Raw genomic sequence first — 16,802 nt, forward strand, 5'->3', positions numbered from 1 at the left:
TCCTCGTCCCCGGAAGGACACCCGCATGTACACCCTCACGAACGTCACCAAGAGCTACGACGGCGCGAAGACGACGGTCACCGCGCTGAAGGACGTCACCCTCACGATCCCGGACGGGCAGATGGTCGCGATCCAGGGCCCGACCGGCGGCGGCAAGTCGACGCTGCTGCAGATGCTCGGCGCCCTGGACCGGCCCACCTCGGGCACCGTCGTCCTCGGCGAGCACGAGATCTCCTCGGCGGGCGACGCGCGCCTCGCCGCGATTCGGGCGCGGGAGGTGGGGATCGTCTTCCAGAGCTTCAATCTGATCCCGACGCTCACCGCGCTCGAGAACGTGGAGACGGCGCTCGCTCCCCAGCGCATCCCCCGGGCGGAGCGGGCCGAGCGGGCCCGGGCGGCCCTCGCCTCCGTCGGTCTCGCCGACCGGCTCGACCATCTGCCCGCCGAGCTCTCCGGCGGTCAGCAGCAGCGCGTCGCCATCGCCCGCGCACTGGTCAAGAACCCGACGGTGCTCCTCGCCGACGAGCCGACCGGCGCCCTCGACGAGGACACCCGCGACGACATCATGACCCTGCTCGAGACCCTCTGGAAGGACCTCGGCCTCACCCTCGTCATCGTCACCCACGACTCCGCCGTCGCCCGCCGCGCCCAGCGCCGCCTGCACCTGAAGGCCGGCCACGTCCGCGACGTCGCCTGAGCCCATGCTGATCGAGTAGCCCGCGCAGCGGGCGTATCGAGATCCACCACCGCCGACGACGCCGGGTCTCGATACGCGCCTCCGGCGCTACTCGACCAGCATGCGAGGCGCGGAGCTGCAGTCATGCAGCGCAATCATGCAGCACAGTCATGCAGCGCAGTCATGCAGCGCAGTCATGCTGATCGAGTAGCCCGCGCAGCGGGCGTATCGAGATCCACCACCGTTCGAACGGCGGGTCTCGATACGCGCTGCGCGCTACTCGACCAGCAAGTAGCGCCTGCTCCTCGGTCGGCCGCGCCTCCCGCTGAGGCCCCGCCTCAGCCCGCGTGCTCCCGCAGGAACGCCAGCGCACGCGGCCACGCGTCGGTCGCCGCGTCCGCCCGGTACATGCCCTCGTTCGCGTCGTTGAAGAACGCGTGCCCCGCTCCCGGGTACACGACGATCTCCACGTCCTTGCCCGCGGTCGCCTCGCGGATCCCGGGGACCTGCGCCATCAGCGGCGCGTCCTGGTCGCCGTAGAACGCGAGGACCGGCACGCTCAGCGAGCCGAGCTCCTCCGCCGAGGCCGTGTTGTGCCCGTAGAACGGCACCGCCGCGGCCACGCGCGGCTCCGCGAGCGCGAGGGCCCAGCTGAAGGTGCCGCCGTAGCAGAAGCCGGTGACGGAGACGCTCGTCGTCCCCTCCTCGCGCAGGAGCCGCTCGACCAGCGCCCGGAGGATCGCGATCGTCCGCACCGCGTGCTGCGGCGTGAACACCGGGGCGAAGAACGTCCGCAGCTCCACCTGGCGCGGCAGCCGGCGCACGGGGTGGTCGTAGTCCGCGCGCTGCTCGGTCTCGAGCTGCTCGAGCAGCCCGCTGTCGGCGAGCAGCTCGGGCGCGACGACCCGGAAGCCCTCCGCCGCGTACCGGTCGGCGACCGAGCGGATGTGGCCGTCGACTCCCCACACCTCGTGGATCAGGATCAGGACGCGCCCGCCCTCTCCGCTGCAGTACACCGGTACATCGTGGTCGGCCAGGGTCCAGGTCTCATCGCTCGTGGGCATCTGCGCACCCTAGCCCCGCCGGCCGGGAGCACACCCACCGATGGACCTCCGGCACGCGGAACCTCCTCCGGCTCGTCGGAACGGCCGATTCCCGCGAGCCGGAGCCGACCACGCGAGCCGGAGGTGCTCCGGAGTCGCGGTCAGTCCACGGCAGCAGCGAGCGGCGGCGCCACCAGGATCTCGTCCCACTCCCCCTCGGGACGCTCCCAGCGGAAGCCGTGCCGCTCGTAGAGCCGGCGCGCGGCGCTCCCCCGCAGCACGTCGAGGCGGAAGGGCCGGTCGGCGCGCCCGTCCTCGAGCATCACCCGCCGGAGGACCGCCCCGCCGATCCCGCGCCCCTGCGCGGCGGTCGCGAGGTAGAAGTGCTCGATCCAGACCGCGTCGTCCTCGAGGCGCGACGCGATGCAGCCGACGAGCCCGCCGTCCGCCTCGATCACGCGGGTGTGCTCGGGGCGGTAGCCGTCCAGGAAGCGGTGCCGCACCCGGTGCTCGTCGTAGCGGTCGAGCCGCTCGAGATCGGGCCGCATCACCACGGCGCGCAGCTCGGCGATCACCCCGGCGTCCTCGAGCCGCCCCGCCCGGAGGCTCCAGCGCGGAACCCGGTCGGGTTCAGCGCCCACGGGGCTTCCGGGTCCGCCGCACCGCCGGCCGCGCGGTACCGCCGGGGCGGGCCGGCTTCTTCTTCCCGCCGCCGGCCTTCTCGGCCTTCTCCCGCGCCTCGCGGGCCTTCGCCTTCGCCGCCTTCGCCCGCGACTCGACCTTCGGCGTCGCCGCCGTGCCGCGCGTGGTGTTCGCGCTGCGGCCGCGGACCACGCCGATGAAGTCCTCGACGTCGTCGGTCTTGCCCTCGGTCGCCCAGGCGAGCCGGATGCTCGTGGGCGCGACGCCGGTGACGGGGACGACCCGCACGTCCTTCCGGCTGTGCACGCGGGCGACCGACTGCGGCACGATCAGCACGCCGACTCCGGCCGCGACCTGCTCGACGGCGTCGTCGAGGCCGGCCATTCGCGGCAGCGCCCGGCGGGTGCCGTCGGCGATCTCCGCTGCGAGCACCGCCCACTCCGGCACCGCCTCCGGCTCCTGCAGCAGGTGCTCGTCGGCGAGGTCGGCGACGTCCATCTCCTCGGCGTCGGCGAACGGGTGGTCGCGGGGCAGGATCGCGACGGGCTGCTCCTCGTAGAGCAGGATCGAGCTGACGGAGTCGCTGCGCACGTCCCCGCGCACGAAGACGATCTGAGCGCGGCCGTCGCGCAGCACCTCCTCCTGCTCGCTCTCCGCGATCGGGAGCACGCGGAGCCGCAGGTCGGGGCGGCGCTCGGACCAGACGCGGGTCCACTTGGTCGGCGTGACGCCGGGCACCAGGGCGATCAGGAGCGCGGGACCCTCGGGCTCGGCGTCCTCGAGCTCGACGACCTCCTCCGCCTCGGCCTCCTCGGGCTCGGGCGTCCCGAGCGCCTCGCCCGTGTCCTCGGCGAGCACCGCGTCCTCGCGGGGTGCCGGCTGCTCGCGGGGGTCCGGCTCGTCGCTCATCCGTCCAGGGTAGGTCCTGCGCGCCCACCGGTAGGGTTGCCGCATGGCCAAGGCGACACAGACGATGAAGGCTGCGACCGCGGCGAAGAAGCTCCAGATCTTCCTCCCCGCGACTCCGGAGGAGTTCCAGGAGTCGGCGATCACCCGCGAGCAGTACGACGACCTCGTCGCGAACCCGCCCGAGTGGCTGACGAAGCTCCGCGAGACCGGCCCGCACCCGCGCCCCGTCATCGCCTCGCGCCTCAACGTCTCGATCTCGGGCCTCGCCCGCGGCGGCATCGACGAGGCACTGACCACCGAGCAGATCCAGGCCCTCCTCGACGAGGTCCCCGAGTGGCTCCGCGTCGAGCAGAACTCCTACGCCGAGGTCCGCCGCGAGCAGGCCCGCCTCAAGTCCGAGCGCGCCGCCAAGGACGCCGAGTCCGCGTAAGCCCGACTCCCGCGAGATGCCACTTGTGCACGCGACACGCCGTGAAAGGCGTGCACAAGTGGCATCTCGCGGAGGGGGCTAGGCCGGCACGTCCACCCAGGCGCCCGCCGCCGAGGCGTCGAGGACGGCGTCGGTGATGCGAGCGGCGCGCAGGCCGTCGGCGAAGGTCGGCAGACCCTCCACCTCGGCACCCGCGACGGCGGCATAGGTGTCCCGGGCGAACGCGGTGAACGCGTCCTGGTAGCCCATCGGATGCCCGCTCGGCACGATCGAGAGCCGCGCGGCGTCCGGGCGGAGGATCGATCCGTCGCGCGGAACGAGCGTCGCGCTGTCGCGCCGCCCGACCCACAGCGTCTCGGGCAGCTCCTGCTCGAACCGCAGCGACTCCTCGAGCCCCGAGACCTCGAGCACCAGCTCGTTGCGATGCCCGGCGGTCACCTGCGAGACGAGCAGCGTGCCGACGGCGCCGCCCGCGAGGCGGACGATCACCCCGGCCGCATCCTCCGTCTCCACGACACGCCCGCCGCGCTCCGCATGCACCGTGCTCGTGAGCGAGGCGAGCGCCGCGATCCGCTCGCCGGTCACGAACTCGAGCAGATCGACCAGGTGCGAGCCGATGTCGGCGAAGGCTCGCGAGCGCCCGCCCGCCGCCGGGTCGACCCGCCAGTTGTCGTCGGAGGCGCCGAGCAGCCAGTCCTGCAGATAGCTCCCGCGGACCGTCACGAGCCGCCCGGTCTCGCCGGCCGCGACCCGCGCCCGCGCCTCGCGCACCATCGGGTGGAAGCGATAGGCGAACGGCACCGTGGCGACCACTCCGGCGGCCGCGGCGGCCTCGACGAGCGCGGTCGCCTCCGCGGTCGTCGCCGCGAGCGGCTTCTCGCAGACCACGTGCTTGCCCGCCGCGATCGCCGCGAGGGCGAGCTCGGCGTGCGTCCCGTTCGGCGTGCAGACGTGCACCACGTCGATCGAGTCGTCCTCGATCAGCGCGCGCGCATCGTCGTAGGCGACTTCGAAGCCGAGCTCGCCGGCCGCCCGCTCGCCCTTCGCCGGGCTGGAGGAGGCGATGCCCGCGAGCACCGCGCCCGCGCTGCGGGCCGCCCGGCTGTGCACGGCGGCCATGAAGCCGCCGCCGAGCACGCCGACCCGCAGGGGTCCGCCCATCAGACGAGCGTCGCTTCGCTCGGGTCCCAGTCCTCGGGCAGCGCGGGGCGAGGCGCGACGGTGCTCTCGACGAGCACCTTCTCGCCGGTCTCGGCGGCCTCGAGCAGCGACAGCATCACGTCGGTCACGTGGTAGGCCAGATCGCCCGAGGCCGCCTCGGGACGGTCGGCCCGGATCGCGCGCGCGAGCTCGAGCACACCGGTGCCGCGCGAGGCGGTCGAGCCGGTCGCCTGGACGACCTCCGGCTCGGACTCCCCGCGCCGGTACAGCGTCAGCTCGCCGTCGTGCATGTTCGGATCGGGGAGCACGAGGGTGCCCTCCGAGCCGTTGATCTCGACGAAGCCCATCCGCGGCAGGCTCGACTCGAAGCTCCAGACGCCCTGCGCCGAGGCGCCGGACTCGAAGCGCAGGAGCCCGCCGATGTGCGTCGGGATCGTCACGGGGAACTCGGTGCCCTCGCGCGGGCCGGAGCCGACCGTGCGGGTCGCCCGCGCCTGCGAGGAGACCGCGGTGACGCTCTCGACCGGGCCGAGGTTCTGCACGAGGGTCGTGATGTAGTACGGCCCCATGTCCAGCAGCGGTCCGCCGCCGGTGGTGAAGAAGAACTCGGGGTTCGGGTGCCAGCCCTCGGGGCCGGGGCCCTGGAAGAGCGTGATCGCCGAGAGCGGCGTGCCGATGGCTCCGCCCTCGATGAGGCGCTGCGCGGTCTGCAGGCCGGCCCCGAGGAAGGTGTCGGGCGCCGTCGCGACGCGCAGCCCCTTCTCCTTCGCGAGCGCGAGCAGCTCGACGCCGCTGTCGCGGTCGAGCGAGAACGGCTTCTCGGTCCAGACGTGCTTGCCCGCCTCGACGGCCTTGCGCGCGACCTCGACGTGCGCGGCCGGGATCGTGAGGTTCACCACGATCTCGATGCCGGGGTGCGCGAGCAGCTCGTCCACCGTGCCGGAGGCCGGCACGCCGAACGCCTCCGCCTGCGCCCTCGCGCGGTCGAGGTCGATGTCGGCGACGAAGAGCACCTCGAGGTCGGGGAAGACGGTGAGGTTGGTCAGGTACTGCGTGCTGATGTTGCCGGCGCCGATGACGCCGACGCCGACGCGCCCCGCGCCGCTCATGCGCCGAGCTCCGAGACGTAGCGGAGGCCGGAGGCGAGGCCCTCGAAGACGTCGCCCGCGTAGGCGTCGAACTCGAGGACGGCCAGGGCCTGCGGGGCGGCGGCGAGGATCGCCGGGACGTCCATCGCTCCCTCGCCCGCGGGCAGCTGCTCGGACGTCTCCTTCGAGATCGGCCCGTCCTTGACGTGCAGGAACTGCACCCCGTCGCCGAGTCGGCCGAGCACCTCCACCGGGTCGTCACCGCCGACCGCGGCCCAGTAGGTGTCCAGCTCGAGGACGATGCGCGGGTCGAGGAGGCCCGCGAGGTGCTCGAAGGCGCTGCGGCCGTCGACGCGGTTCTCGAACTCGAAGGCGTGGTTGTGGTAGCCGAGCACCAGCCCGCGCGAGGCGGCGGAGTCGACGAGCGCGTTGAGCTCGTCGGCGATCGCCTTCACGCCGTCGGCGCTGGTCCAGCGCTCCGGGTCGACCATCGGGTCGATCACGGTCTGCACCCCGAGCGAGGCGGCGATGTCGAGGATCTCCTCGACCGGCGCCCCGGTCTCGAGCAGCCGGGCGTGCGCGCTCGGCGCCGTGAGGCCGGCGGCCGGGAGGGCGGAGCGGTACGCGTCGGCGCGGTTCACCAGGTCGAACAGCTCGACCTTCGCGAAGCCGAGTCCGGCGAGCCGGTCCAGCGCGCCGGGGAGGTCCGTCGCGAGCGCGTCGCGGACCGAGTAGAGCTGGACGGAGAGGTCTGAGGGTGTGGCCACCGGGGGGTGCTCCTGATCGACGTCGAACATTGGTCCCCCGACCCTACGCGGACTTTTGCTTCCCGCCAAGCAAAACCCCGGGCCGCGGCGCGGGAAAGCGTGCTCCCGACGCGCAGAAGCCGACCCCCCTGTGGTTGACTCCAGCCATGTCCCCGCGCCGCCGCTCCTCGATCAGCGCGGTGGGCGAGCTGCTGCTCCTGCTCGCCGACGGAGCGCCGCGCACCCGGGCCGACGTCGTCGCCGAGACCGGCCTGCCCCGCGCCGCCGTCTCCGCGCAGCTCGACACGCTGATCGCGACGGGTCTCGTCGCCCGCCGCGACGACGCCCCCTCCTCCGGCGGGCGCCCGGCCGGCCGCGTCGCCTTCGACGCCCGCGCGCGCAGCCTCCTCGTCATCGACTTCGGTGCCGCGCACGCCACCGTCGCCCTGACGGACCTCGACGGCCGCGTCCTGGCCGAGCGGCGCGAGGCGATCGCGATCGCGGACGGCCCGCAGGTCGTCCTCGGCCACGCCCTCGACGTCGCCGACGCGCTGCTCGCGAAGACCCCCGGCGCCGGTCCGCTCGCGGGCGTCGGCGTCGGCGTCCCCGGGCCGGTCGAGCACGCGACCGGCCGCCCGGTGAAGCCGCCGATCATGCCCGGCTGGGACCGCTTCGACATCCCCGCCGCGGTCGGGGGCCGCCTCGCCGTCCCCGTCCTCGTCGACAACGACGTGAACCTGCTCGCGCTCGGCGAGCACGCCGCCCACTACGCCGACGTCGACGACCTCCTCTACGTGAAGGTCTCCACCGGAATCGGCGCCGGCATCGTCAGCGGCGGCGCCCTCCAGCGCGGCGCCCTCGGCGCGGCGGGCGATCTCGGCCACGTGCAGGTGCCCGGCGACCGCGGCGAGGCCGACCTCGAGGCGATCGCGAGCGGCTCGGCCATCGCCCGCCGCCTCACCGCCGCAGGCCTGCACACCGCCGCCGGCCTCCCGGTCGCCCGGACCTCCGACGTCGTCGCCCTGCTCACCGCCGGCGAGCCGACCACCGTCGAGCTGACCCGCGCCGCCGGCCGCGACCTCGGCGAGGTGCTCGCGACCTGCGTCAACCTGCTCAACCCCTCCGTCATCGTCATCGGCGGCAGCATCGCGGAGGCGAGCCACGAGGTCCTCGCCGGCGTCCGCGAGGTGGTCTACCGCCGCTCCCTCCCTCTGGCGACCCGCGCCCTCGACATCGTGCAGGCCTCCGGCGACACCGGCGGCGGCGTCCGCGGCGCCGCCCTGATGGTCCGCCGCCACCTGCTCTCCCCCGCCGAGGTCGACGCCTTCCTCAGCGCCTGACCGCTCCGCGCGCACCTCGACCTCCCCTCGCCGACGGCGTGCCGGTTGGGCAGGACGGCCCGACAGGCAGAGAATGAATCGGTGCCCGATCTGCAGCTCTCGTTCCCCTGGGAGACGCAACCCGTCTTCGTGGACGCGAAGCCGCCGCACCTCCGCCGGGTGGTCGCCGACTCCTCCGACCGCGTCGCCTGGCTGCGCGCCCGCTCGCGAGGCATCACCGCGACCGACGTCGCTCGCCTGTCCTCCCCCGCGGCCATCGATCGCGCCGCGCTCGACAAGCTCTACGGCTCGAGCTTCAGCGGCAACGCCTTCACCGACCACGGCCGCGCCCGCGAGCCGGAGATCGCCGCCTGGGTGCTCCGCGAGCACGCCATCGAGCCGAGCAGCACCCTCTTCCACGCGAGTCAGGAGCGCCGCCACCTGGCCACTCCCGACGGCATCGGCCTCCGCGAGGACGGCCGCCTCGAGCTCTGCGAGATCAAGACGACCTCGAAGCAGTGGCGCAGCATCCCGCGCCACTACCTGCGCCAGGTCTTCTGGCAGCAGTACGTCCTCGGCGCCGAGCGCACTCTCGTCGTCTGGGAGCAGCACCGCGACTTCGTGCCGATCGACGCCGTCCCCGAGTTCCGCTGGGTCGACCGCGACGAGGACGAGATCCACGTGCTGGTCCGCCTCGCCGGCATGCTGATGGCCGAGCTGCACGAGAGAACGCGCGCGGGCCGGCGGTGACCGCCCTGCTCCTGCACGGCCTGGGCGGCGACCGCTCCCAGCCGCTCGGCCTCCTGCGCGCGGCCCTGCCGGCCGGCACCGAGGTCATCGCGCCGGACGTCCGGGCCCACGGCTCCTCCGAGCTGATCGGCGGCGCCGCCGACTTCTCGCTCGACGCCCTGGCCGACGAGGTCACCGAGCACGTGATCCGGGCCGGAGCCGCGCACAAGCCGCTCACCGTCCTCGGCATCTCGATGGGCGCCGCGATCGCCCTGCGGCTCGCCAGCCGGAAGGTGCTGCCGATCGACCGCGCCGTGTTCGTCCGCCCCGCCTTCACCGCGGAGCCGCTGCCGGACAACCTCACGGTCTTCCCCGTCATCGCGCAGCTGCTGCACGACCACGGCGCCAAGCGCGGCGAGCGGCTCTTCCGCGCCTCCGGCCTCTTCGAGCGCGCGGCCCGGGTGTCGCCCGCGTCGGCGGAGGCGCTCTGCCTGCAGTTCCGCTCGCCGCAGGCGCAGGAGCGCGCGGTCCGCCTGGCCGAGATCCCGCGCAACGCCGCCTACCGCGACTCCGGCGAGCTCGGCGAGGTCATCGCGCGCACGCTCGTGATCGCGGCCGACCGCGACCCGGTGCACCCGGTGGCGGTCGCCGAGCAGTGGGCTAGGGCTCTTCCGGACGCAGACCTCGAGCAGGTCCCGTCGCGGGACGCCGGTCTGGCGCAGCAGCAGGAGCGGATCCGCGGTCACGTCCGGGAGTGGCTCGGCCGCTGAGCTCCTCGTCCGCCAGCCCACCCTTGAACTCCTCGCCAGCGAGCCCACCCTTCAACTCCTCGCCAGCGAGGACGAGCCCGACGACGGCCAGCCAGAGCACCGCGATCGCCGTCGCGACGAACTCGAGGGTGCCGCCGACTCCCAGCCACAGCCGCAGCAGCGAGAAGATCGCGCCGGTCCCGGCCACCAGGGCCACCGCGACGCCCGCGACCAGCGAGAGCCGGGCGACCCTGGGCCGCTCCCGCGCCGTGGCGAGCTGCAGCATCGCCAGGCACGCCGCGGAGAAGCCGAGCACCGCGGCGGAGGTGTGGATCAGGTCCTGCCAGCTGAACCGCGGTCCGACCGGAAGCGGGCAGCCCGCCGAGCAGGTCACCTGCGAGGCGAGCGCGAAGCACAGCGCGGCGAGGAGGATCGCCAGCGCGGGCCGGAAGCCGGGCAGCAGCCGCGTCCGCACCGCTCGCGCGCCGATCGCGATCGCGACGCCGCCCGCCGCGACCAGCAGCAGGGCGATGCGGAACGTCCCGGCGGTCGGCAGGTCCGGCGCGCCCATCTCGCTGACGTAGACCCAGCGGCTGGTGCCGATGCTGAAGCGGGCGGCGAGCAGCAGGGCGAGTCCCGCGAGGACCAGGAGCGCGCCCACCACGAGAAGGGGGCCGTTCGCTCGTCGTCGCACCCCTTCATGGTGCCAGACGGCACAGGGAGCGCCATCCGAGGACAAGGTCGCCGCCCTCCCCTCCCGTACGGGGGACAGGAAGGCTTTCTTCTCCGAGGGGTGACACCGCCGAAACAGCCCGGACTCATTACCGGGCTTGACTGAACGCGGCGCGCGGAAGCGGGGTCGGTCGGGGCGGACAGCCGCCTCCCGCCTGCTCGAAGGACCACCGGCGCCGGATCAGGAAAGGGCGATGATGCACAACAGCGCGCTCGGCCACGGCCTCGCGATCGGCGACATCCCGGAGGAGGTGGTGCTCCCCGAGACGATGACGGCGGCGGTCATCGACGCCCCGGGCGACTGCTCGGTCCTCCACCTGGCGACGGTGCCCACGCCGACCGCGATCAACGCCGAGTTCGCCGTCAAGGTGATCGCGGCGGGAGTGAACCCGCTCGATGTGAAGACGCGCGCGGGCAAGGGAGTCGCCGCGCAGATCCCCTCCTACCCGGCGGTGCTCGGCCACGACTTCTCCGGCATCGTCGTCTCGAGCCCCTACCCGGCGCACCCGCTGCGCCCCGGTGACGAGGTCTACGGCTTCGTGATGGTGCCGCGCTACTCCGGCTCCTACGCCGAGTACGTCAGCGTCCCGAGCGTCTCGCTGGCCCGCAAGCCGTCGACGCTCTCGCACGTCGAGGCGGCGGGGGTGCCGCTCGCCGCGCTGACCGCCTGGGGCATGGTCGTCGAGCTGGCGAAGGCGCACGAGGGCCAGCGGATCCTGATCCACGCCGGGTCGGGCGGCGTCGGTCACTTCGCCGTGCAGTTCGCCGCCTACTTCGGCGCGTCGGTGATCGCGACCGGCTCGACCCGCAACCTGCAGTGGCTGCGCGAGCTCGGCGCCGATCAGGTCATCGACCACACCGCGGAGCGCTTCGACGAGCTGCTGTCCGGCGTCGACGTGGTGATCGACCTCGTCGGCAACGTGCACGACAGCACGGGCTCCCGCTCCCTGTCGGTGCTGCGCCCCGGTGGGCTGATCGTCAACGCGCCGACCGGCAGCTGGCCGGAGTTCTTCGAGGAGGCGGCGGCCGCGGGAGTCCGCGCCTCCACCTTCCGCGTCGCCCCCGACGGCGCGACGCTCGGCGTCGTCTCGCGCCTGCTGGAGTCCGGCGACGTCCGCGTCTTCATCGACGGTGTCTTCCCGCTCTCCGCCGCCGGCGCCGCGCACGCGCAGCTCGAGACCGGCCACACCCGCGGCAAGCTCGTCCTCACCGTCGCCGAGGGCTGACCCCCTCCCCTCCCGCGAGATGCCACTTGTGCACGCGACACGCCGTGTCGGGCGTGCACAAGTGGCATCTCGCGAAGGGGAGCAGGGTGTCAGGGCAGGGGGCGCTCGAGGACGAAGTCCTCCTCGAGGCGGCCGCCGACGAGGAAGTGCCGGACGCCGACGACCTCGAAGCCGTGCTTCGCGTAGAAGCGGCGCGCCCGCTCGTTCTCCTGGTTCACGCCGAGCCAGACGCTGAGGGCGCCGATCGCGCGTGCCTCGTCGAGGGTCGCGGCCATCAGCCGCGCCGCGATCCCCGAGCCGTGCCGGTCGGGCAGCGCGTAGCACTTGCTCAGCTCGACCGTCGGCCGGACCGTGACCGCGACTGCCGCCTCGGGGTCGGACGGCTCGCCCCGCACGAGCATCGTGTAGCCGAGCGCCCCGGAGTCGTCCTCCGCCAGGAACAGCACGCGGCCGGGATCGGCGAGGTAGCCGCGGAAGCGCTCGACCGACAGCACGGTGCGGATGAAGTCCGCCTTCGCCTCCTCGGTGACGTGCGGCGGGCAGGCGAGCGGGAAGGTCGCGGCGGCGACCGCGGCGAGCTCCTCGGCGTCAGCAGCCGAGGCGCGGCGGACGGTCACGGGGTCGGTGCTCGGGGGCAGGGAGTCGGACACGCCGTTCAGTATGCCCGGCGAGCGCGGCTCCCCCTGGACGACGAAGGAGGGGACCCGCCGAAGCGGATCCCCTCCCGTCACTGCTTGCGCAGCTCAGTGCTGTGCCGAGGCTCAGGCCAGGACGTTGACATCCAGCGGGATGCCGGGGCCGAAGGTCGTCGAGACGGCGGCCTTCTGGATGTAGCGGCCCTTCGAGGAGGACGGCTTCAGGCGGACGATCTCGTCGAGAGCCGTCTTGAAGTTCTCCTGGAGCTGCTCCTCCGTGAAGGCGGCCTTGCCGACGACGAGGTGCACGTTGGCGTGCTTGTCGACGCGGAACTCGATCTTTCCGCCCTTGATCTCGGTCACGGCGCGAGCCACGTCCGGGGTCACGGTGCCGGTCTTCGGGTTGGGCATGAGGCCGCGGGGGCCGAGCACCTTTCCGAGACGGCCGACCTGGCCCATGAGCTCCGGGGTCGAGACCGCGGAGTCGAACGAGGTGTAGCCGCCGGCGACCTTCTCGATGAGCTCGGCGCCGCCGACCTCGTCGGCGCCCGCGGCGATCGCGGCCTCAGCGGCCGGACCGGTCGCGAACACGATGACGCGGGCGGTCTTGCCCGTGCCGTGCGGCAGGATGACCGTGCCGCGGACCATCTGGTCGGCCTTGCGCGGGTCGACCCCGAGCTTGAGCGCGACCTCGACGGTGCTGTTGAACTTCGCGGAGCCGGTCTCGCGCGCGAGCGCGACGGCCTCGTCGGCGGTGTAGAACTTGCCCTCTTCGAGCTTGGCGGCGGCGGCCCGGTAGGCCTTCGACTTCTGTGCCATGTTGTTTCTCCTTGAAACGAGAATGTGGTTCTAGAGCCTGGCGGGCTCTCCCACGGTGTGAGTTCTGGAAAGGCGGAGGGACTAGCCCTCGACCGTGATGCCCATCGAGCGAGCCGTGCCGGCGATGATCTTCGAGGCGGCCTCGATGTCGTTCGCGTTGAGGTCGGTCTGCTTCGCCTCGGCGATCTCGCGGACCTGCGCCATGGTGAGCTTCGCGACCTTCACGGTGTGCGGGGTCGACGAGCCCTTGGCGACGCCGGCGGCCTTCTTGATGAGCTCCGCCGCGGGCGGGGTCTTCAGGATGAAGGTGAACGAGCGGTCCTCGTAGACGGTGATCTCGACGGGGATGACGTTGCCGCGCTGCGACTCGGTCTGCGCGTTGTACGCCTTGCAGAACTCCATGATGTTGACGCCGTGCTGACCGAGCGCCGGACCGATCGGGGGGGCCGGGTTCGCGGCGCCCGCCTTGATCTGGAGCTTGATCAGGCCGGTGACCTTCTTCTTGGGGGCCATTCAGGATTCCTTTTCTCAGGGTTCGAGCGGTCGGGGGCTCCCGGCCGCTCTCCCGCGCATCCGACGGAGCCGGATCGCGGTGGAGGAGGGTCGGTCGGCGCGCACGCGGACGGGCGCCGACACGAAAACCCGTACGAGCTTACACGGCCGCGGCCCTCCCCGACAGTGCGGGAAGGGCCTCGGCCGGACGGGGGTCCGTCGTCAGAGCTTGGTGACCTGGTCGAACGACAGCTCGACCGGGGTCTCGCGCTCGAAGAGCGAGACGAGGACCGTGAGCTTGCCGCTCTCGGGCTTGATCTCGCTGATCGAGCCGGGAAGACCCGCGAACGAGCCCTCCTTGATCGTGATGGTCTCGCCGATCTCGAAGTCGACCTCGGCGGGTAGCACGCGCTGCGCCTGCTTCTGACCCTTGACGCCGGCCGTCTTGGACGGCGCGACCTCCTTGATCTCGACCAGGCTCTTCAGCATCGTGAAGGCCTCCTCGAAGCGCAGCGGCGTCGGGTTGTGGGCGTTGCCCACGAAGCCGGTGACGCCCGGCGTGTGGCGGACGACCGACCACGAGTCCTCGTTGAGGTCCATGCGCACCAGCACGTAGCCGGGGATGCGCACGCGGGTGACCATCTTGCGCTGGCCGTTCTTGATCTCGACCACGTCCTCCATCGGGACCTGGACCTCGAAGATGTAGTCCTCGGCCTCGAGGGAGACCTTGCGGTTCTCGATGTTCGACTTCACGCGCTTCTCGAAGCCCGCGTAGGAGTGGATGACGTACCACTTGCCCATCTTGCCGCGCAGCTCGGCGCGGAACGCCTCGTACGGGTCGATGTCGGCGAGGTCCTCGCCCTCGGCCTCCGCGTCCTCCGCGGCGACCTCGGCCTCGTCCTCGACGGCCTCGAGGGCCGCTTCGGCCTCCTCGACGGTGTCGATGTGCGCGGCCTCGTCGACGGCCGAGTCGGCCTCGGGGTCGTCCACGGAGCCGATCGCGTCGAGCGCGGCCTCGAGGTCCGACGCGAGGTCGTCCTCGGACTCGTTCTCGTCGATGACGCTCAGGGCGCCCTCCTCGGCGGGCTCGACGGCGTCCTCAGCCTGGATCTGGGTGTCGCCCTCCTGAACCTCGTCGACCTCGGACGACTGCTCGGCGGCGGTGGCCCAGTCGACGTCGTCGCGGTTTCTGTCAGACACTCGTAACTCTCTCTCGATCGATCGGCCGCGTCCCGTCGGGATTCGCGTGCCGCTGCCGTCGGCGTCCCCCGCTCGTGCGGACGGGACGCTCCCGGGTCGGGTGGCGGGGGTCAGGACGCCGGTGTGCCGAACACGTAGGTCACGGCGAGCGCGAACACCCAGTCCAGCAGCGACACCAGCGCCATCATGATCACGACGAAGATCAGGACCACGACGACGTAGTTGCCGAGCTCCTTGCGCGTCGGTGTGACGACCTTCTTCAGCTCGGCGATGACCTGCCGGATGAAGAGGGCGATGCGCGCGAACGGACTGCGCCGCGCCTCGCGCTGCTGATTGGCGATCGCGACGACGTCCTCGCTCGGCTCGTCGACTGCTTTCCCGGCCACCTGCACGCACCTTTCCCGCACCGGAACCTCCGGTGTGGCCGACCGCCCGTGGGCGGTCCTGGACCGATGACCGCTGCATCGCGGGGACCGCGTGCGACGGGCATCGATGTGCAGGGCGGACAGGGCTCGAACCTGCAACCTGCGGTTTTGGAGACCGCTGCTCTACCAATTGAGCCACCGCCCTATGGATGCCGTTGCAAGCATCCGAGGAGGAGTCGAACGTCTTCGGGAGCCTCAGCAACCGCCTCGGGCGCTGTGAATCCTGGCAGCGTTCGACTACCGCAGACGAGTGTACGTGGACCCGCTGGACGTGTCCAGCCGGGCGCGACCCGTCGCCTGGAGGCCCCTGCGCCCGCGCGATACGCTGGCCGTCGTGTCCTCCACCACGCGCATCTCCGCCCGCATCGCCGCCATCGCCGAGTCCGCGACCCTCAAGGTCGACGCGAAGGCGAAGGCCCTCCAGGCCCAGGGGCGGCCGGTGATCTCCTACGCCGCGGGCGAGCCCGACTTCACCACGCCGCAGCACATCGTCGAAGCCGCGTCGGCCGCGGTGCTCGACCCGAGGAACTACCGGTACACGCCGGCGGCCGGTCTGCCCGACCTCCGTGAGGCCATCGCCGAGAAGACCGCGCGCGACTCCGGCTGGGCCGTCGAGGCGTCGCAGGTCGTCGTCACCAACGGCGGCAAGCAGGCCGTCTACCAGGCGTTCCAGACCCTGCTCGACGACGGCGACGAGGTGCTCGTCCCGACCCCCTACTGGACCACCTACCCCGAGGCCATCAAGCTCGCCGGCGGCGTCCAGGTCGACGTCTTCGCCGGGGCCGACCAGGGCTACCTCGTCACCGTCGGGCAGCTCGAGGCGGCGCGCACCGAGCGCACCAAGGTCCTCCTCTTCGTCTCCCCCTCGAACCCCACCGGCGCGGTCTACTCCGCCGAGCAGACCCGCGAGATCGGCGAGTGGGCCGAGGAGCACGGCCTCTGGGTGATCGCCGACGAGATCTACCAGAACCTGGTCTACGCGGCCGAGGGCCAGGACGACGCGAGCCCGCTCACCCGCGCCACGTCGATCGTCGAGGCCGTTCCCGCCCTGCGCGACCGCACGATCCTCGTCAACGGAGTCGCCAAGACCTACGCGATGACCGGCTGGCGCGTGGGCTGGATGGTCGGCCCCGCCGACGCGATCAAGGGCGCCTCGAACCTGCAGTCCCACCTCTCGAGCAACGTCTCGAACATCTCGCAGCGCGCCGCGATCGCCGCCCTCACCGGCCCGCAGGAGCCCGCCGAGGAGATGCGCCTCGCCTTCGACCGCCGCCGCCGTGCGATCGTCGACGCGCTGAACGCCATCGACGGCGTCGACTGCCCGACCCCCGGTGGCGCGTTCTACGTGTACCCGGACGTCCGCGGACTGCTGAACCGCGAGTGGGACGGCGTCACGCCGACCACCTCGCTGGAGCTCGCCGACCTCATCCTCGAGAAGGCCGAGGTCGCCACCGTCCCCGGCGAGGCCTTCGGACCCAGCGGCTACCTCCGCCTCTCCTACGCGCTCGGCGACGACGCCTTGCTTGAAGGCGCGAAGCGCCTTCAAGCGCTGTTTCGTTGAGCTGATCTCCTCCTTCGTCGTCGATCAGCCGCAGTCGACGGTGTTGCTGAGCTGATCTCCTCCTTCGTCGTCGATCAGCCGCGGTCGGCTTCCTGAGGTGGATGCGTTCCGCAGAGCGTCTCGCGTCCACGCACGACGATTCGCTGGCACGCGAATCGCCGGTTGCGCTCGACCCTGCAGTCCAGGAGCCTGAATCCGGGGTCGCGAGATGCCAGTTGTG

Annotated in this window: 19 protein-coding genes and 1 tRNA gene; 7 read left to right on the top strand and 13 right to left on the bottom strand. The window is 72.4% G+C overall.

Annotated elements, in window-relative coordinates:
* Window positions 1–25 precede the first annotated feature (25 nt).
* Complete coding sequence (locus EDF17_RS16945; RefSeq protein WP_123447811.1) at window positions 26–697, top strand: ABC transporter ATP-binding protein; 672 nt, start codon at window positions 26–28, stop codon at window positions 695–697.
* A gap of 317 nt (window positions 698–1,014) precedes the next feature.
* Here EDF17_RS16945 and EDF17_RS16950 read toward each other — a convergent pair whose 3' ends face one another.
* The 3 genes from EDF17_RS16950 to EDF17_RS16960 all read right to left on the bottom strand — a co-directional run bounded on the left by EDF17_RS16950 (window position 1,015) and on the right by EDF17_RS16960 (window position 3,270).
* A complete protein-coding gene (locus EDF17_RS16950; RefSeq protein WP_123447812.1) occupies window positions 1,015–1,740 on the bottom strand; it encodes a dienelactone hydrolase family protein in 726 nt (241 codons plus the stop codon).
* 140 nt (window positions 1,741–1,880) lie between these two features.
* The gene (locus EDF17_RS16955; RefSeq protein WP_243732948.1) at window positions 1,881–2,360 is read right to left on the bottom strand and encodes a GNAT family N-acetyltransferase; all 480 of its coding nucleotides are present in this window, start codon (window positions 2,358–2,360) and stop codon (window positions 1,881–1,883) included.
* Window positions 2,350–3,270, bottom strand: coding sequence for a LysR family substrate-binding domain-containing protein (locus EDF17_RS16960; protein WP_123447813.1), 921 nt, complete (start codon window positions 3,268–3,270; stop codon window positions 2,350–2,352). The genes EDF17_RS16955 and EDF17_RS16960 overlap by 11 nt, the downstream gene beginning before the upstream one ends.
* 43 nt (window positions 3,271–3,313) lie before the next feature.
* Between EDF17_RS16960 and EDF17_RS16965 the strand changes: the two genes are divergently transcribed.
* A complete protein-coding gene (locus tag EDF17_RS16965; RefSeq protein WP_123447814.1) occupies window positions 3,314–3,700 on the top strand; it encodes a DUF5997 family protein in 387 nt (128 codons plus the stop codon).
* 78 nt (window positions 3,701–3,778) lie between these two features.
* On the opposite strand, the gene EDF17_RS16970 is transcribed toward EDF17_RS16965, so the two are convergent.
* Genes EDF17_RS16970 through EDF17_RS16980 form a run of 3 tightly spaced genes read right to left on the bottom strand, consistent with a single transcriptional unit; the run spans window position 3,779 to window position 6,716 of the window.
* On the bottom strand, window positions 3,779–4,861 hold the full coding sequence (locus EDF17_RS16970; RefSeq protein WP_123447815.1) for a Gfo/Idh/MocA family oxidoreductase: 1,083 nt from the start codon (window positions 4,859–4,861) through the stop codon (window positions 3,779–3,781).
* On the bottom strand, window positions 4,861–5,970 hold the full coding sequence (locus tag EDF17_RS16975) for a Gfo/Idh/MocA family oxidoreductase (RefSeq protein ID WP_123447816.1): 1,110 nt from the start codon (window positions 5,968–5,970) through the stop codon (window positions 4,861–4,863). The genes EDF17_RS16970 and EDF17_RS16975 overlap by 1 nt, the downstream gene beginning before the upstream one ends.
* Entirely contained in the window at window positions 5,967–6,716 is a 750-nt protein-coding gene (locus EDF17_RS16980; RefSeq protein ID WP_243732949.1) for a sugar phosphate isomerase/epimerase, read from the bottom strand. The genes EDF17_RS16975 and EDF17_RS16980 overlap by 4 nt, the downstream gene beginning before the upstream one ends.
* A gap of 146 nt (window positions 6,717–6,862) precedes the next feature.
* Here EDF17_RS16980 and EDF17_RS16985 point away from each other — a divergent pair, with 146 nt between their 5' ends.
* The 3 genes from EDF17_RS16985 (at window position 6,863) to EDF17_RS19985 (ending at window position 9,513) form a co-directional block, all read left to right on the top strand.
* Window positions 6,863–8,035 carry an ROK family transcriptional regulator gene (locus EDF17_RS16985; RefSeq protein WP_123447818.1) on the top strand — a complete coding sequence of 391 codons (1,173 nt, stop codon included), beginning with the start codon at window positions 6,863–6,865 and terminating at the stop codon, window positions 8,033–8,035.
* A 129-nt stretch (window positions 8,036–8,164) separates the two neighbouring features.
* Window positions 8,165–8,764 carry a YqaJ viral recombinase family protein gene (locus EDF17_RS19980; RefSeq protein ID WP_243581359.1) on the top strand — a complete coding sequence of 200 codons (600 nt, stop codon included), beginning with the start codon at window positions 8,165–8,167 and terminating at the stop codon, window positions 8,762–8,764.
* Window positions 8,761–9,513 (top strand): alpha/beta fold hydrolase, encoded by a 753-nt coding sequence (locus tag EDF17_RS19985; RefSeq protein WP_166649727.1) that lies wholly within the window; start codon window positions 8,761–8,763, stop codon window positions 9,511–9,513. The genes EDF17_RS19980 and EDF17_RS19985 overlap by 4 nt, the downstream gene beginning before the upstream one ends.
* On the opposite strand, the gene EDF17_RS16995 is transcribed toward EDF17_RS19985, so the two are convergent.
* Window positions 9,404–10,186, bottom strand: a complete 783-nt coding sequence (locus EDF17_RS16995) for a DUF998 domain-containing protein (protein WP_123447820.1) — start codon at window positions 10,184–10,186, stop codon at window positions 9,404–9,406. The genes EDF17_RS19985 and EDF17_RS16995 overlap by 110 nt on opposite strands.
* A 307-nt stretch (window positions 10,187–10,493) precedes the next feature.
* Here EDF17_RS16995 and EDF17_RS17000 point away from each other — a divergent pair, with 307 nt between their 5' ends.
* Complete coding sequence (locus EDF17_RS17000; protein ID WP_123447875.1) at window positions 10,494–11,450, top strand: NADP-dependent oxidoreductase; 957 nt, start codon at window positions 10,494–10,496, stop codon at window positions 11,448–11,450.
* Between the two features lie 89 nt (window positions 11,451–11,539).
* Here EDF17_RS17000 and EDF17_RS17005 read toward each other — a convergent pair whose 3' ends face one another.
* From EDF17_RS17005 to EDF17_RS17030, 6 genes are all read right to left on the bottom strand, one after another.
* The gene (locus tag EDF17_RS17005) at window positions 11,540–12,100 is read right to left on the bottom strand and encodes a GNAT family N-acetyltransferase (protein WP_208110637.1); all 561 of its coding nucleotides are present in this window, start codon (window positions 12,098–12,100) and stop codon (window positions 11,540–11,542) included.
* A gap of 111 nt (window positions 12,101–12,211) precedes the next feature.
* Window positions 12,212–12,904, bottom strand: coding sequence for a 50S ribosomal protein L1 (gene rplA, locus EDF17_RS17010; protein WP_123447821.1), 693 nt, complete (start codon window positions 12,902–12,904; stop codon window positions 12,212–12,214).
* 81 nt (window positions 12,905–12,985) lie between these two features.
* Window positions 12,986–13,417 (bottom strand): 50S ribosomal protein L11, encoded by a 432-nt coding sequence (gene rplK / locus EDF17_RS17015; RefSeq protein WP_123447822.1) that lies wholly within the window; start codon window positions 13,415–13,417, stop codon window positions 12,986–12,988.
* A 201-nt stretch (window positions 13,418–13,618) separates the two neighbouring features.
* Entirely contained in the window at window positions 13,619–14,596 is a 978-nt protein-coding gene (gene nusG, locus EDF17_RS17020) for a transcription termination/antitermination protein NusG (RefSeq protein WP_123447823.1), read from the bottom strand.
* A gap of 110 nt (window positions 14,597–14,706) precedes the next feature.
* Window positions 14,707–14,982 (bottom strand): preprotein translocase subunit SecE, encoded by a 276-nt coding sequence (gene secE / locus EDF17_RS17025; protein WP_123447877.1) that lies wholly within the window; start codon window positions 14,980–14,982, stop codon window positions 14,707–14,709.
* A 111-nt stretch (window positions 14,983–15,093) separates the two neighbouring features.
* Window positions 15,094–15,166 (bottom strand) — tRNA-Trp (locus EDF17_RS17030).
* Window positions 15,167–15,355: 189 nt separating this feature from the next.
* On the opposite strand from EDF17_RS17030, the gene EDF17_RS17035 reads away from it, so the two are divergent.
* Complete coding sequence (locus EDF17_RS17035; RefSeq protein ID WP_123447824.1) at window positions 15,356–16,582, top strand: pyridoxal phosphate-dependent aminotransferase; 1,227 nt, start codon at window positions 15,356–15,358, stop codon at window positions 16,580–16,582.
* Window positions 16,583–16,802: the final 220 nt, after the last annotated feature.

This window comes from Rathayibacter sp. PhB1, assembly GCF_004362935.1.
Classification (GTDB): domain Bacteria; phylum Actinomycetota; class Actinomycetes; order Actinomycetales; family Microbacteriaceae; genus Rathayibacter; species Rathayibacter festucae.

Bases quoted from the DNA above. Each gene is read 5' to 3' on its own strand.
- EDF17_RS16945 (WP_123447811.1), top strand. From the start codon at position 26: ATGTACACCCTCACGAACGTCACCAAGAGCTACGACGGCGCGAAGACG.
- EDF17_RS16965 (WP_123447814.1), top strand. From the start codon at position 3,314: ATGGCCAAGGCGACACAGACGATGAAGGCTGCGACCGCGGCGAAGAAG.
- EDF17_RS16975 (WP_123447816.1), bottom strand. From the start codon at position 5,970: ATGAGCGGCGCGGGGCGCGTCGGCGTCGGCGTCATCGGCGCCGGCAAC.
- EDF17_RS16960 (WP_123447813.1), bottom strand. From the start codon at position 3,270: ATGAGCGACGAGCCGGACCCCCGCGAGCAGCCGGCACCCCGCGAGGAC.
- rplA (WP_123447821.1), bottom strand. From the start codon at position 12,904: ATGGCACAGAAGTCGAAGGCCTACCGGGCCGCCGCCGCCAAGCTCGAA.
- rplK (WP_123447822.1), bottom strand. From the start codon at position 13,417: ATGGCCCCCAAGAAGAAGGTCACCGGCCTGATCAAGCTCCAGATCAAG.
- EDF17_RS16950 (WP_123447812.1), bottom strand. From the start codon at position 1,740: ATGCCCACGAGCGATGAGACCTGGACCCTGGCCGACCACGATGTACCG.
- EDF17_RS17000 (WP_123447875.1), top strand. From the start codon at position 10,494: ATGACGGCGGCGGTCATCGACGCCCCGGGCGACTGCTCGGTCCTCCAC.
- EDF17_RS16985 (WP_123447818.1), top strand. From the start codon at position 6,863: ATGTCCCCGCGCCGCCGCTCCTCGATCAGCGCGGTGGGCGAGCTGCTG.
- EDF17_RS16970 (WP_123447815.1), bottom strand. From the start codon at position 4,861: ATGGGCGGACCCCTGCGGGTCGGCGTGCTCGGCGGCGGCTTCATGGCC.